General features: G+C 35.8%; 13 protein-coding genes and 1 other annotated feature. Of the genes, 3 read left to right on the top strand and 10 right to left on the bottom strand.

Annotated features, from left to right (window positions below; all coding sequences use genetic code 11):
- Nucleotides 1-184: 184 nt before the first annotated feature.
- Complete coding sequence (locus AC4PG0_RS07825) at nt 185-1,864, bottom strand: peptide ABC transporter substrate-binding protein (RefSeq protein WP_003769807.1); 1,680 nt, start codon at nt 1,862-1,864, stop codon at nt 185-187.
- Between the two features lie 623 nt (nt 1,865-2,487).
- Here AC4PG0_RS07825 and AC4PG0_RS07820 point away from each other — a divergent pair.
- Both AC4PG0_RS07820 and trpS read left to right on the top strand, forming a co-directional pair.
- The gene (locus AC4PG0_RS07820) at nt 2,488-2,829 is read left to right on the top strand and encodes a DUF3899 domain-containing protein (RefSeq protein ID WP_033533819.1); all 342 of its coding nucleotides are present in this window, start codon (nt 2,488-2,490) and stop codon (nt 2,827-2,829) included.
- Between the two features lie 42 nt (nt 2,830-2,871).
- Nucleotides 2,872-3,102 (top strand) — a binding site (T-box leader).
- 66 nt (nt 3,103-3,168) lie between these two features.
- On the top strand, nt 3,169-4,164 hold the full coding sequence (gene trpS, locus AC4PG0_RS07815) for a tryptophan--tRNA ligase (RefSeq protein ID WP_031649509.1): 996 nt from the start codon (nt 3,169-3,171) through the stop codon (nt 4,162-4,164).
- A 49-nt stretch (nt 4,165-4,213) separates the two neighbouring features.
- Here trpS and AC4PG0_RS07810 read toward each other — a convergent pair whose 3' ends face one another.
- The 5 genes from AC4PG0_RS07810 to AC4PG0_RS07790 form a co-directional block, all read right to left on the bottom strand.
- Nucleotides 4,214-4,630: an organic hydroperoxide resistance protein gene (locus AC4PG0_RS07810; protein ID WP_003767979.1), complete on the bottom strand. Its 417-nt coding sequence runs from the start codon at nt 4,628-4,630 to the stop codon at nt 4,214-4,216.
- Complete coding sequence (locus AC4PG0_RS07805) at nt 4,614-5,066, bottom strand: MarR family winged helix-turn-helix transcriptional regulator (protein WP_194317421.1); 453 nt, start codon at nt 5,064-5,066, stop codon at nt 4,614-4,616. The genes AC4PG0_RS07810 and AC4PG0_RS07805 overlap by 17 nt, the downstream gene beginning before the upstream one ends.
- 119 nt (nt 5,067-5,185) lie before the next feature.
- Nucleotides 5,186-6,427, bottom strand: a complete 1,242-nt coding sequence (gene fabF / locus AC4PG0_RS07800; RefSeq protein ID WP_003767983.1) for a beta-ketoacyl-ACP synthase II — start codon at nt 6,425-6,427, stop codon at nt 5,186-5,188.
- A gap of 202 nt (nt 6,428-6,629) precedes the next feature.
- A complete protein-coding gene (gene fabH, locus AC4PG0_RS07795; protein WP_003769815.1) occupies nt 6,630-7,568 on the bottom strand; it encodes a 3-oxoacyl-ACP synthase III FabH in 939 nt (312 codons plus the stop codon).
- A gap of 115 nt (nt 7,569-7,683) precedes the next feature.
- Nucleotides 7,684-8,811 (bottom strand): GW domain-containing glycosaminoglycan-binding protein, encoded by a 1,128-nt coding sequence (locus tag AC4PG0_RS07790; protein WP_077918170.1) that lies wholly within the window; start codon nt 8,809-8,811, stop codon nt 7,684-7,686.
- Nucleotides 8,812-9,133: 322 nt separating this feature from the next.
- Here AC4PG0_RS07790 and AC4PG0_RS07785 point away from each other — a divergent pair, with 322 nt between their 5' ends.
- Nucleotides 9,134-9,322, top strand: a complete 189-nt coding sequence (locus AC4PG0_RS07785; protein WP_003763532.1) for a YjzD family protein — start codon at nt 9,134-9,136, stop codon at nt 9,320-9,322.
- 89 nt (nt 9,323-9,411) lie between these two features.
- Here AC4PG0_RS07785 and gpmA read toward each other — a convergent pair whose 3' ends face one another.
- The 4 genes from gpmA to AC4PG0_RS07765 form a co-directional block, all read right to left on the bottom strand.
- Entirely contained in the window at nt 9,412-10,101 is a 690-nt protein-coding gene (gene gpmA / locus AC4PG0_RS07780; RefSeq protein ID WP_003763533.1) for a 2,3-diphosphoglycerate-dependent phosphoglycerate mutase, read from the bottom strand.
- A gap of 90 nt (nt 10,102-10,191) precedes the next feature.
- Nucleotides 10,192-12,792 (bottom strand): ATP-dependent chaperone ClpB, encoded by a 2,601-nt coding sequence (gene clpB / locus AC4PG0_RS07775; protein ID WP_492167713.1) that lies wholly within the window; start codon nt 12,790-12,792, stop codon nt 10,192-10,194.
- A 147-nt stretch (nt 12,793-12,939) separates the two neighbouring features.
- Nucleotides 12,940-13,617 carry a Bax inhibitor-1/YccA family protein gene (locus AC4PG0_RS07770; RefSeq protein WP_492167714.1) on the bottom strand — a complete coding sequence of 226 codons (678 nt, stop codon included), beginning with the start codon at nt 13,615-13,617 and terminating at the stop codon, nt 12,940-12,942.
- A gap of 111 nt (nt 13,618-13,728) precedes the next feature.
- Nucleotides 13,729-14,499 carry a Cof-type HAD-IIB family hydrolase gene (locus AC4PG0_RS07765; RefSeq protein WP_492167715.1) on the bottom strand — a complete coding sequence of 257 codons (771 nt, stop codon included), beginning with the start codon at nt 14,497-14,499 and terminating at the stop codon, nt 13,729-13,731.
- Between the last annotated feature and the right edge of the window lie 61 nt (nt 14,500-14,560).

Raw genomic sequence — 14,560 nt, 5'->3', positions numbered from 1 at the left:
CTTTTATTGCAAAAGTGCAAATTAGTTAGGAAAAAAACTTCATTTTTCGAATGTTAGGTTCTAGATAAACTAGAAAAGGATACTTTAATTTTTTATTATAACACATCAAAATCATCAGCAAAAGGAGAGAGCATATCGAAATATACTCTCTCTTTCCGTCAAGCATTTCTTAAAGACTAATATTTTATTTAGTCAAGTATGTTTCTTTGTAAGTGTAGTCTGGACCAAATGGATTTTTTTGCAAGTTTTTAATGTAGTCTTTTTGTAGGTATGCAGTAGAACGTTGATAAAGTGGTTGAACAGCTACATCATCCGTAAGAAGGATTTTTTCTGCTTTAACCATTTCATCCCAACGTTTTTGTTCGTCAGCTGCATAAGTTACAGACGCATCATTTAAAATCTTGTCATAGTCTTTGTTAGAATAACTCATTCTGTTTTGTGCACCATCAGTTACGAATAGATCTAAGAAAGTGGATGGATCTTGATAGTCAGGACCCCAGCCGCTCATAGAGAAGTCGTAATCTTGGTTTTGGTCATTTTGTAAACGAACTTTAAATGGTACGTTTTTAAGTTTAACTGTAAGACCATCTAAGTTCTTTTGTAGTTGGTCTTGAATGAATTCAGAAGATTTTCTCGCATTTTCAGTATCATCACTAGTGAATTCAACTGTAATTTCGTTAACTCCTAATTCTTTCAAACCAGCTTTCCATGCTTTTTGTGCTTCTTTTACATCATATTCTAAATGTGCACCAGATTCTTTTGTATAATCTTCTTTGTTACCTGGATCAAAAGTGAATCCTTCTGGTACAAGATTGTTTGCAGGTTTAGATCCGTTTTTAAGAACTGTGTCAGTGTACGATTGTTTGTCAATCGCAAGTGCAATAGCTTTACGGATGTTTTTGTTAGCAAATACTGTGTCTTTGCCAGCACGTTTTTGGTTAAATTTAATGTAGAAAGTTGAAGAATCGTTCACTGTTACATAGTCTTTATTGTTTTTGTTTTGAGCTGCATAATCAGCACTTAATACTGTGCGGTCAACTTTGTCAGTGTTGTATAAGTTAAGTCCAGTACCGGAGTCTTGAACAACTTGTACGTTGATTTGTTTCAACTTAACTTTATCTTTATCCCAATATTTATCATTTTTTACGTAAGTCCATTTTTTGTTTGTTCCAGTCCAATCTTTAAGTTGGAAAGGTCCGTTGAATAACATGTTATCACTATTTTGTGCATATTTTTCGCCTTTTTCCGTAACGAATTTTTCGTTAAGTGGGAAGAAAGTTGGGAATGCGAATAGTGAGTTAATGTAAGCAGTTGGTTTAGAAAGAGTAACTTCTAAAGTATAATCATCTACTGCTTTAATTCCTAATTCTTCAGGTTTTTTCTTGCCAGCTACGATATCGCCACCGTTTTTGATTGCATCAAATAGGTAAGAATATGTTGCTGCAGTGTTAGGGTCAACCGCACGACGCCATGAGTAAACATAGTCATTTGCAGTTACAGGATCTCCGTTAGACCATTTTGCATCTTCACGAAGTTTGATAGTATAAACTGTTTTGTCATCGCTAATTTTTGGCTCTTCAGCAGCACCGGCAATGGCAGGAATACCATCTTTGTTAAGCGCATATAGACCTTCGTTTGTTTGGTTTACAACGTTTAAACCAACTTGGTCATCCGCTTTTGTGCTGTCTGCAGAAGGAATTAATGCACTTTCTGTCAAGTTAAGTACTTGCTCTCCTGAAGCTTTTCCTGAGTTTGAGCCTTTTTTGTCGTCGGATTTGGAATCTGATCCGCCTCCACATGCTACCAAGACTAAGCTTAGTAATAGTGTTAATCCAAGTGTAAGAAATAATTTAGATTTTTTCACTAAGTAGACCTCCCTTTTTTATTTTTCTGAAAAATTGTTTCGATACCTATTATACTCTAAGAATTCTGGCTTTGTAAATTATTTTTACAAGATAAATGAAAACAAGGATGAAAGATACAAGTTATTAAAATATTAAGGCAAAATTGAAATTGCGCGAAAAATCTGAACAGAGATTGTTACGCTATCCATTATTTTGCAATAACTAGAATTAATTATGTATACTTTGCTAAACCTTTTGATTAAGTTTTCAGAAAACATAACCATTTAAATTGATAAATTTACAATCGACTTGGCCAGTTATGTATAAATCCAACGAAGCCATCTTTTTCTGTATAAGAAAAAATATCGAACCCCTTTAAAATTTAAAGGATTATTATATTTATATACTTTTTTTGAGCTGTTGTCTAGATAAAAATATCAAAAATTTAATTAAATTTTGTAATAAATTCGAAAAACGTTGGTATAGTGGGATTTTTTTGTTAATAATATGTAAAGACAGTTTAACGATTTTTTTGCGGAAAAGGTCTAATTTCTAACATTGCATGATAGCTTCCTTCTATCATATAGTGTTTCTGTTAGAATTGTGATAAAGTGAATTATGAATTTTAATTAGAGGTGAAGTTATGTTTTTACGAATTACTATTTATACACTTATTCAAGAAGCTATTGTATTTGGGATCCTGCTTTTTGGAAAAAATGGTGTAAGTTTAAGCGGTTATATAGACGTCGCGTTCCTCGTCTCACTTATTACATTATTAATTGGTTTGCTAGTTTATATTATGAGGAGCGGTTTTTTAGACCGAGTTCATAACGGCTTCCGAAGTATTTCTCGTAAAATCAAACGTGAAGAAGAAAATGAGTTCTCGGATATGCTCCTTTCAGAACTTGTTGGGCTACAGTATGCTGGGATTTTAATTAGCGCACTGCTTGTTATGCTCTCCAGTATTCTCTGTATGTTTTTATGATTGACAAGCCGTTTTGTAAACTGATAAAATGAACTTAATATAACTGATGCGTTAATAAGAAGAATAGTACATTTTGTTGCTTTGTAATAGAGAGTCTGTGGTTGGTGAAAACAGATAAAGCGCAAAATCGAATGGACTTCTGAGGACTGTTTGTGAAAGAAAAGTAGCAAGCAGCGGCTAAAGACCGTTATCTTCTTTAATAGAGTTTTTCTATTACTAAGAGCCTTTAAGAGGTACTTAGGGTGGCACCGCGGATAACCGTTCGTCCCTAAACATTTATATGTTGGGATGGACGGTTTTTTATTTTCGCAATCAGTGAAAAAATTGGAGGAATACAAAATGAAAAAAGTAATATTTTCCGGCATTCAACCTAGTGGACAACTAACTTTAGGAAATTATATTGGCGCTTTAAAACAGTTTGGACAGTTTCAAGATGAATATGAATGTTTTTATTGTATCGTAGACGAACACGCTATTACGGTACCTCAAGATCGACTAAAACTACGCGAACAAACAAGAAGCCTTGCCGCTCTTTATTTAGCTGTTGGACTTGATCCTGAAAAAGCAACGTTATTTATTCAATCTGAGGTTGCAGCTCACGCACAAGCTGCTTGGATTTTACAATGTAACGTTTATATTGGCGAATTAGAACGCATGACACAGTTTAAAGATAAATCAGACGGTAAAGCTGGTGTGAGTGCTGGACTGTTAACTTACCCTCCATTAATGGCTGCGGATATTCTACTTTATCAAACAAATTTAGTACCTGTTGGTGAAGACCAAAAACAACATATTGAGTTAACTCGTGATTTAGCAGAAAGATTCAATAAAAAGCATGCTGATATTTTCACGATGCCAGAAGTATTTATCCCTAAACAAGGCGCTAGAGTTATGTCGCTTCAAGACCCAACGAAAAAAATGAGTAAATCTGATGCAAACTTAAAAAATGCGATTTTCTTATTAGATCCACCTGCTACAATCAGAAAAAAAATCAAAAGCGCTGTTACTGACTCTAGTGGTATCATTGAATATAACAAAGAAGAAAAACCTGGTGTCTCTAACTTACTAACGATCTATTCCGTTATCACAGGTGAAACAATCGCTAATATAGAAGAAAAATATGTTGGTAAAGGCTATGGTGACTTTAAAACAGATTTAGCAGAGTTAGTTGTTGCTGAACTTGAGCCAATCCAAGAACGATATTACGCTTACTTAGAATCTGAAGAACTGGATAATATTTTAGATGCAGGGGCAGAAAAAGCGGCTCGTGTTGCTAATAAAACATTGAAGAAAATGGAAAATGGTGTTGGACTAGGACGCAAACGCAGAAAATAAATAAAAGGCGAATACTTGGATAACCAAGTATTCGCCTTTTTACTATTAATTAACCTACTTTAATTTCCACATCAATGTTACCGCGAGTAGCTTTAGAGTAAGGACAAACTTCATGTGCTTTTTTAAGAAGTTCTTCTGTTTTTTCTTTATCTTGTCCTTCAATAGTTCCTTCTAATAATACTCCGATTTTGAAACCATTGTCTTCTGGGTCGCTATACAAGCTAACAGTCGCTGTTACAGTACTCTTAGCTTCAATTCCAGCTTTTCCAAGTACTAATTCTAATGCACTATTGAAACAAGCTCCATATCCTGCTGCAAATAATTGCTCAGGGTTTGTTCCACCGCCACCGTCTCCACCAAGTTCTGTTGGTGCTGAGATGTCAAAATAAAATACGTTATCTGGCGAATGTACTTCACCGCTTCTTCCACCAGTGTTAATAACCGTTGTTTCATACAGTTTTTTCATTTCCTATTCCTCCTAATTGATTAGTAAGTGCTTGTAATTTAGTAAGTAATTGTGTGTAATCTTGTTCCTCGAAACCTAGTAATTGAAGGCAAGTGTCCACGCTTTTTAACACAGCGGGTTGTATTTCTATTGCTTTTTCTGTTAGTTCAATATAGACACGGCGTTCATCTTCCGGATGACGACTCCGTGTTACATATCCCAAATTCTCCATTCGTTTTAACATTGGTGTTAATGTCCCGCTGTCTAAAGCTAATCTTTTTCCAAGATCAGTAACCGTTTGTTTTTCACCTTCCCATAAAACAAGTAACGTAATATATTGTGGATAGGTAAGTTGGAACGGATCTAGTGCTTCGCGGTAGAGTTTGGTAAATTGTTTGGATGCATTGTAAACAGAAAAACAAAGCTGTTCCTCTAATATACGCGTGTTCGTGTCCAACATGTTCTCCTCCTTTTAAGTTGTGTGCAATTTAATTTTATACAACTTTATTAATTAAAGCTAGTTTTTTGCTCAAAAAAAGCCTTGATTCCATTTTAGGAAACAAGGCTTTAGTTATTTTAGTCTTCTATTCTTTTGAATACTAGTGTCGCATTGTGGCCACCGAAGCCAAAAGAGTTAGACATTACGACATTTACTTCTGCTTCACGTGCTTTGTTTGGAACATAATCCAAGTCACAAACTTCATCTTGATTTTCCAAGTGGATTGTTGGCGCGATAATATTATCACGAATACTTAATAAAGCAAAAATAGCTTCAATACCACCTGATGCACCTAAAGTATGTCCTGTCATTGATTTAGTAGAGCTAATAGCTAATTTCTTCGCATGCTCACCGAACACAGTTTTAATCGCTTGTGTTTCGTATTCATCATTGTAAGGAGTACTTGTTCCGTGCGCGTTAATGTAGTCAACTTTGTCAGGAGTAAGTCCCGCATCGTCAATCGCCATTTTCATTGCACGTGCAGCGCCTTCACCATTTGGCGCTGGTGCAGTAATATGATATGCATCGCCTGTTGCACCGTAACCAACAACTTCTGCATAAATTTTAGCACCACGAGCTTTTGCATGTTCATATTCTTCTAAAATTACAACCCCAGCACCTTCACCAATAATAAAACCATCACGGTCTTTATCAAATGGACGACATGCTGTTTCTGGGTCTGGATTTAATGATAAAGCTTTATTTGCTGTAAATCCTGCTAGTGACATTTTTGTAATTGGTGCCTCTGCTCCACCAGTAATCATTGCATCTGCATCCCCGCGTTCGATAACTTTAAATGCGTCACCGATAGAGTTGGTTGCAGTCGCACATGCTGTTACTGTAGTAGAGTTAATTCCTTTTGCTCCAAAACGAATCGAAACTTGTCCTGAACCCATATCCGGAATCATCATTGGTACAAAGAACGGACTAACGCGACGATGTCCACGATTTAGGAAAACTTCATATTGCGTTTCGAATGTTTCCATTCCACCGATACCGGATCCAATCCATACACCAACACGAGTGGCATTGGAATCATCAATAATTAAGCCAGAATCTTGTACAGCCATTTCAGCACTTGCAATGGCATAGTGGGTGAAACGGTCCATTTTACGAGCTTCTTTTTTCTCTAAATATTTTTCTACATCAAAGTCTTTTAATTCTGCTGCAATTTTAACCGGAAAGTCATCCGGATTAAGTCTTGTCATTTCTGCAACACCATTGACACCTTTTTTTGCGTTTTCCCACGAAGTTTCTGCATCATTCCCAATTGGTGTAACTGCTCCAATACCAGTAACAACTACTCTTCTTCTATCCATTTACTCATCTCCTTATTTTGCAATTCATAAAAAACAACTTCTGTCTATGCGACAGCAGCTAGTATAAAATTAAGGCTTTATTTAAAATAAAAATATTGCACAAACAAAATAAACCAAAAGCCTGCTCTATTATAACATAAATAAAGAAGAGTTGCCCTAACTAAAATAAACGTTAGGGCAACTTTCCTTTTGACGTATTTTTTTATTTACCCCAACGAATGATTAGGGCGCCCCATGTTAAGCCGCCACCAAAGCCGACAAGTAACACGTTATCATTATCTTTAATACGACCTTCTTCAACTGCATCCACTAAAGCAAGCGCAATAGAAGATGATGATGTATTTCCATATTTATGAACTGTTTTCATTAGTTTCTCTTCTGGAAGATTTAAACGTTCACGAGAAGCTTCCATAATACGAATATTAGCTTGGTGCGGAATTAGTAAATCTAAGTCTTCTTTTTCAAGTCCAGCACTTTCTAGTACGCGTAATGAAGCCTCACCCATTTGACGAACTGCGAAACGGAACACTTCACGTCCGTTCATATAGATTTTTTTGTTTTCGTCTAAGTTCAAGTATTTACCTCCAGAACCGTCCGAACCCAAGTCAAAGGAAAGTAAACCGTGGTCATCTGATACAGGGCCCATAACAACTGCTCCTGCTCCATCACCGAATAATACTGCTGTTGCGCGGTCGTCCCAGTTAGTAATTTTAGATAATTTATCTGCACCAACTACAACAATATTTTTATACGCGCCAGTTTTAATGAATTGAGCTGCAGTAACAACCCCAAATGTGAATCCAGCACACGCTGCTTCAACATCCATTCCCGCAGCATTTTTTGCTCCTAAACGATCTTGGATAATATTGGCAACGGATGGAAATGTTGCTTCTTGTGTCACAGTTGCAACGATAAACAAATCAATATCATCTGGAGTAAGACCAGCATTTTCAATTGCTACTTTTGCTGCTTCATATGCTAAATCATGTGTATACTCATCGTCACGAGCAATTCTTCTCTCTTCAATTCCAGTACGAGTACGAATCCACTCATCAGACGTTTCCATCATTTTTTCTAAATCAAAGTTTGTTAATATTTTTTCAGGTACGTATTTACCTACTCCTAAAATTCCTGCGTTCATGTGTTCTCCTCCATATCAAACTACATCAGGATAAAAGTTCTTCTCCTGGATATTTTTATGACCTGGTGCTAATTTTAACAGAGAAACTTCAATTACGCAATTGGATTGCTACTTTTTATTTTACTTCAAGTGCTTTATTTGGATTATTTTCAGCAAATCCACCAGCTTTAGACCAGCCAATTATTTTACCATCATCTGATTTGATACGGTACCAATACTCATTTTTCACATCTGCTCGGCGGTCAATATCTAGTTCTTGACCTAAATAATCATTTAAATCTGCTACGACTTTAGAATTATCTTCTACAGGGTATGCATAGATTTTTTGATCTGAGTCAGTTACATATTTATCTAGTTTCATATTTGTTTCATTTTTAGGGGTGTAAAAAATAGTCACTGTATTACTATTTATCCATCCAATTGATTTGCCTTGATCTTGAAGTTGATACCAAGTACCTTTTTCGGTAACTGCTTTTTGAGTTATTCGTAGCGTTTTATTTTGGTAATCTTTGGCACTTCCTACTTGTTCTGCGCCTTTTGTGTTATAAGGTTTTGTCCAAATAATTTCGTTAGCGGGTTTTGTTATTTCAGCATAAGCCAATTGGCTCTCTGATGAGGTTACTGTATCGTAAATTTGATCATAATCATCTAAATTGTATGTTTCTATAGTAGAAATTAGTTTTTCTGCATAAGTCGGGTCAGTTGCATATCCAGCATCTTGAATCGCATGGGCTGCTTTTTTATAGTCTGTTTCTCCGATAACCGCAGAATATAAATCTGGATTTCCAGATACTCCATTAATAAAAAGTTGTGCATGATCGACTAATGATGATTTTTTATCAGGGTATTTTCTGAAATCAGCTTGTGTATGATAAGCTTTTCCATTGCTAAATTCTTGTGTACCCATTGAAACTGAACTTCCTTCATAGCTGCCTTTAATTCCAAACAAGTTGTTAGCAGAAGTTGATAAGCCACTTTCACCCCAATTGGATTCTAAGATGGCTTGAGCTAAAGTAACACTCGTTAATATTTTTTCTTCTTTTTGTAAATCTTGTGCATCGCTAGCAATTGATTGTATAAATTGCTGTTGTGATAAAGTCATTCCTGCCTGACTCACTGCGGTTTGGCTTGCTTCTGCCGCTCCTACGTTAGCAAAAGGTAACAAGGTGGAACTTACGATAGCACTTGCTAGTAAAATCTGCGTGAATTTCTTTTTCATTATCAGTTGGCACTTCCTATCCAAATTAGTTAATTCCCCAATTTAAATGGCTCTGTCTCTGTTAACCTTCTTCATTCTAGCATTTTCATTCTGAGAACTTACTAACTTTTTGATGAAAGGTTTATCATAAAAGTTAGTAAATAGCTAGTTCAAAGGATTTGAGAGTACCTATTTACTTTTGACAATATTATGTCATTCCATTTAACCCTCTTTACACTACTATTCTCCGTTTGGTGAATTATTCCTCCTTGTTTCTCGATAATCGTATTTTCAAAAGATATATGATTGGATAATCAAGTTTTATGTGCTAAAATGTATAATGAAATAGATGAAATGGGGTGTAAGGATGCGTTACGTGGTGACTGTGTTTTGGGTATTCTTACTTTCTTTAATGGCTGAATTCGTTCTTTCTTCCATGTTATATGTATCATTTGATATGACGCGGGCTATTATTTTAACAGTAGGGTTATCCTTCTTCATTATTTTAATCACTTTCTTGATGCCTAAAGATAGCGAAGTTTATGACTTTAAGTAAACATCCAACTTTCTGATAGCGAGAACTCACTTTTCGAGTGTAGCTCAAAAAAAGAACCTCTTTCCACATGTTGGAAAGAGGTTCTTTTTTTATTTATCCAAGTAATATTTATTAACTGGTTTTAAATCATCGTTTAATTCATATACAAGCGGTACACCTGTTGGGATTTCAAGTTCCATAATTTCGTCATCACTAATACCTTCTAAGAATTTTACCAAGGCGCGTAAACTATTACCATGAGCTGCAATAACTACACGACGTCCTGCTTTAATTTCTGGTGCAATTGTATCCATCCAGTAAGGAATAACTCGTTCTAAGGTTACTTTCAAGTTTTCACCCGATGGAATTGCATGGGTATCAAGAAGTTGATAACGGCGATCATTTTTCGCTTGTCTTTCGTCGTTTTCTTCTAATAATGGTGGAAGAGTATCGTAGCTTCTGCGCCATTTTTGTACTTGGTCTGCGCCGTATTTTTCAGCAGTTTCTTGTTTATTAAGTCCTTGAAGCGCTCCGTAATGTCGTTCGTTTAAACGCCATGATTTATGGACTGGAACCCACATTTGATCAGATTCTTCTAAAACATAATTAAGCGTTTTAATAGCTCTGGTTAAAACGGAAGTAAAAGCTACATCAAATTCCAAGCCAGCTTCTTTAATACGTTTTCCCGCTGTCATTGCTTCTACAACGCCTTCTTCTGATAAGTCAACATCATGCCAACCAGTAAATAAATTCAATTTGTTCCATTCACTTTGACCATGACGAATTAATACTAATTTCATCTTCCTCATCCTTCCATTTTCGCTTATTTTCTAAACGACTAATCCAACAAAAGTTTTCCCTTTCGAGTCGTGAATCAAACATTTTCCATGTTATTCTGTGACTTTAAAAGTAAATTCTTTATCTTGTAAATCAATTTCAACGGAAGAATGCGGCATAATTTTACCAGATACAATTTCTCTTGCAAGCGGCGTTTCGACATGACGCACAATATATCGTTTCAGTGGACGCGCACCGTATACTGGGTCATAAGCTTCTTCTGCAATAAAGGCTTTTGCGTTATCTGAAATAGTAATCGTAATTTCTTGATCAGCAAGGCGAATTTGAAGTTCTTCTACTAATTTTTCCACAATGCCTTTAATATCAGCGAGTGTAAGTGGTTTAAATAGAATAATATCATCTACACGGTTTAAGAATTCTGGTTTAAATTCACTTTGTAAAATTTGCATTACGTCTGATTCTAATTCAGGCGAGATTTCACCTTCTTCGGTTCTTTCTAACAATAAATTAGAGCCGATATTAGACGTCATAATGATTACAGTATTTTTAAAATCAATTAAGCGCCCTTGTGAATCAGTAATCCGACCATCATCAAGCACTTGTAAAAGGATATTAAATACGTCTGGATGGGCTTTTTCGATTTCATCAAGTAAGACAATCGAATATGGGTTGCGTCTTACAGCTTCGGTAAGTTGTCCGCCTTCCTCATATCCAACATAACCTGGAGGAGCCCCGACAAGTCTTGATACGGAATGTTTCTCCATGTATTCAGACATATCAATTCGAATCATATGATCTTCAGAATCAAACATATTATAGGCTAATGCTTTGGCTAGTTCCGTTTTACCAACACCGGTTGGGCCCAAGAAAATAAAGGATCCGATTGGTCGTTTTGGATCTTTAATCCCCGCACGAGCACGTAATACTGCATCACTAACTAATTGAACAGCGTCGTCTTGACCAATTACTTTTTGATGAAGGACATCGGCTAATTTAAGCAGTTTTTCGCGTTCTCCTTCTACTAACTTAGTCACTGGTATTCCAGTCCATCGTCCAACAATTTCAGCGATTTCATTTTCTGTTACTTCTTCTTGTAAAATTCGATCTTCTTGGGCTGTTTTTTCGCGATTTTCCGTTTCTAATGCTAATAATTCTTTTTCTACTGCTGGAATTTTACCGTGGCGAAGTTCAGCAGCTTTATTTAAATCGTAGTTGTTCTCTGCTTCTTCTAATTCATGACGCAGATGATCGATTTGTTCACGAACTTCACGAATTTTACTGATTTCGCTTTTTTCGGATTCCCATTTAGACTTCATTTTATTTGCTTCTTCTTTATAGTCAGCTAGTTCCCGCTGTAACATCTCTAAGCGCCGTTCACTTGCTGGATCTTTTTCTTCTTTTAGTGCAGCTTCTTCAATTTCTAGCTGCATGACTTTTCTTGTTACTTCATCAAGTTCACTTGGCATAGAGTCAATTTCGACACGAATAGTTGCACACGCTTCATCTACTAAATCAATTGCTTTATCCGGTAAAAAACGATCCGTAATGTAACGATTAGAAAGGCTAGCTGCGGCAACTAGGGCATTATCATGAATATTTACGCCATGATGAATTTCAAAACGTTCTTTTAAACCACGTAAAATGGAAACTGTATCTTCCACTGTTGGCTCTGGAACAAGTACTTTTTGGAAACGTCTTTCTAGTGCTGCATCTTTTTCGATATATTGGCGGTATTCATCTAATGTCGTTGCGCCGATACAGTGAAGTTCACCTCTTGCAAGCATAGGTTTCAACATGTTTCCAGCATCCATAGCTCCATCTGTTTTACCTGCGCCGACAATTGTATGAATTTCATCTATAAAGAGCAAAATTTGTCCATCGCTTTGTTTTACCTCTTGAAGTACTGCTTTTAAACGTTCTTCAAATTCACCACGATACTTAGCTCCAGCAATAAGGGAACCAATATCAAGGGAGATAATAGTTTTATCTTTCAGTCCTTCTGGAACGTCTTTTCTGACAATACGTTGTGCTAAGCCTTCAACAATTGCTGTTTTACCAACACCTGGCTCACCAATTAGAACTGGATTATTTTTTGTTTTTCTTGATAAAATTCGAATGACATTACGAATTTCTGCGTCGCGTCCAATCACTGGATCAAGTTTCCCGCTTCTTACTTCCGCGACTAAATCACGTCCATATTTTGTTAAAGCTTCATAGTTTTCCTCTGCATTTTGAGAAGTCACTTTTTTCCCTCCTCTGATTTTTAAAATTGCTTCGTTAATTTGTTTTTTAGATTTATTTTGGTTTTTTAATTCGGCTGTGATGGGGTTCGATTTTTGATCCATTACAGCTAAGATAAGATGTTCTGTTGATACAAAATCATCCTCTAATTGTTTCTGTTCTTTTTCTGCATCTCTCATTAGTTGGAAAAGCGCTTGACTCATTGCTTGTCCATAGTTCACACCGCTTCCTGAAACAACAGGAATTTTTCTTAAAGCTTCGTCTACTACTTTTTGAAGTTCCTCAACATTAACTTCTGCTACATCATATACGTGTTTTGCAAAGTCACTCTCAGTTAATAACACTTTAAAAACATGTATAACGTCAATTTCTTGATGTTCTGATGCAATAGCTAGATTTTGTGCGTCCGCAATTGTTTGCTGGACTTGTTGGGTAAATTTTTGTAAATCCATTTTTTGTCCTCCTTATAAAAGATAAGTTTGACCTTTTTTGACCTTAACTTTATTATAGTTTTTTATCTTACTTTTGTCTAACAAAAACCATCTTTTTTTATAGAAAAAGACCTACCAATTTTTAGGTTGGCAGATCTTCAGAATTTCTTAATCACGACCTGTAAATAGGCGGAGTAAGAACATGAATAAGTTAAGGAAATCAAGGTATAAATTCAGCGCAAGCATTGGTACATCTGCAAGTTCCACATCGCGCTTCATAATTTGGTTAAAATCATACAAAATGTATAATGAGAAAATAATTGTCCCACCTGCTGAAATAATAGTTGTCAGCATAGAACCTAGTGGTAAAAATACTCCAGCAAAACTAAAGATGATAAGAATAATAATCGCAGCGAATAATGCGCTACTTAAGAAAGATAAGTCTTTTTTCATTTTTGCGCCAATAAAAGCTAATGTTGTGAATGTAATAGTTGCTGTAACAAATGCCATCAGAACGGCGGCACCTTGTCCTGCACCAAAATAATATGTCAAAGTTGGTCCAAGCGTTAAGCCTGTGACAAACGCAAATGCTAGTACTACTGGGTACCCCACCACTTTATTAATTGTTTTACTTCGACGCACTACCATTGCTGTGATAAGTAACGCGACTTCTAACACGACAAGAGGCAAATAAAGTTCTGGACTTAATTTACTCCCAATCGCAGCACCGATAGATGCAAGTAGCAAAGAAAATACAAACCAATTAAGTATTTTTTGCATAATAATTTGTTTTTCTGTTTTTTTCTCTGTGTTTACTTGCTCGGATGTGTGATTGATTTCGTTCATGAACATTTCTCCTCTTCAATTGATTAGTTTTATTATATCAAAATAATTATTACAATTCTATCGGTCTTGCGTTGGAAATTTCATAAAAAAAGAAGCGCACGAGGCACTTCTCTAAATTAAATCAAATTGTTTCAAGCCAAGCATTATTCCATCGCTGTTGTTGTCTTTCGTTACAAAGTCAGCTTTTTCTTTTAATAAAGGTACGGCGTTTTCCATTGCAATCGCATAATCCACAGCGCCAAACATCTCTAAGTCGTTCATGCCATCTCCAAACGCATAGGTTGGAACATTTTGATAGCCCATAACTTCAAGTAGCTTCGAAATACCAACTGCTTTAGATCCGCCTTTTCTTAAGACGTCATTACTAAATGGTGTGTTGCGAACAAATTGTAATTCTGGAAAACGTTCTGGAAAATAATCATCACCAGTTTCAAGTAATAGAAGTGCCATATTGATTGTTTCTTCTTTATACATATTAGGTCTTACTTTTGGCATTGGCTCACCTAAAAAATCATAATGCGCTTTTACAACTGGTGTGCTTGCAGTTGCGCCAATTCTTTTATCATTATAATAGCAAACCTCTACATTTTGTGATTTAGCTTCAACCGTCAAACGATCAAGTAAATCAGCATCAATCACATCTTCATACACTTTTTCTCCTTCAAAAATAGCCATTTGTCCGTTCATCATTACTGCGGATTCAATGCCGGTAATTTTCATTTGATGACTGATTTCTATAAGGGTCCGACCAGTAGCAATAACAGGAATAACATTATTTTCTCGAAGTTTATCAAGTGCTTGAAGCGAGGTATCAAGTACTTTGGATTCACTATTTAACAGTGTTCCATCCATATCAAAAAAACAAATTCCACGTGGTTTCACATTATTCATCCTTTACTAACATAATATATCCATCATACCAATCTTACGGATGCAAAGTAAA

The organism is Listeria sp. MAN/IMW/UF464, from assembly GCF_058683955.1.
This window is presented reverse-complemented; position numbering and strand designations above follow the sequence as displayed.

Bases quoted from the DNA above. Each gene is read 5' to 3' on its own strand.
- AC4PG0_RS07820 (WP_033533819.1), top strand. From the start codon at position 2,488: ATGTTTTTACGAATTACTATTTATACACTTATTCAAGAAGCTATTGTA.
- trpS (WP_031649509.1), top strand. From the start codon at position 3,169: ATGAAAAAAGTAATATTTTCCGGCATTCAACCTAGTGGACAACTAACT.
- AC4PG0_RS07810 (WP_003767979.1), bottom strand. From the start codon at position 4,630: ATGAAAAAACTGTATGAAACAACGGTTATTAACACTGGTGGAAGAAGC.
- fabF (WP_003767983.1), bottom strand. From the start codon at position 6,427: ATGGATAGAAGAAGAGTAGTTGTTACTGGTATTGGAGCAGTTACACCA.
- fabH (WP_003769815.1), bottom strand. From the start codon at position 7,568: ATGAACGCAGGAATTTTAGGAGTAGGTAAATACGTACCTGAAAAAATA.
- AC4PG0_RS07785 (WP_003763532.1), top strand. From the start codon at position 9,134: ATGCGTTACGTGGTGACTGTGTTTTGGGTATTCTTACTTTCTTTAATG.
- gpmA (WP_003763533.1), bottom strand. From the start codon at position 10,101: ATGAAATTAGTATTAATTCGTCATGGTCAAAGTGAATGGAACAAATTG.
- clpB (WP_492167713.1), bottom strand. From the start codon at position 12,792: ATGGATTTACAAAAATTTACCCAACAAGTCCAGCAAACAATTGCGGAC.
- AC4PG0_RS07770 (WP_492167714.1), bottom strand. From the start codon at position 13,617: ATGAACGAAATCAATCACACATCCGAGCAAGTAAACACAGAGAAAAAA.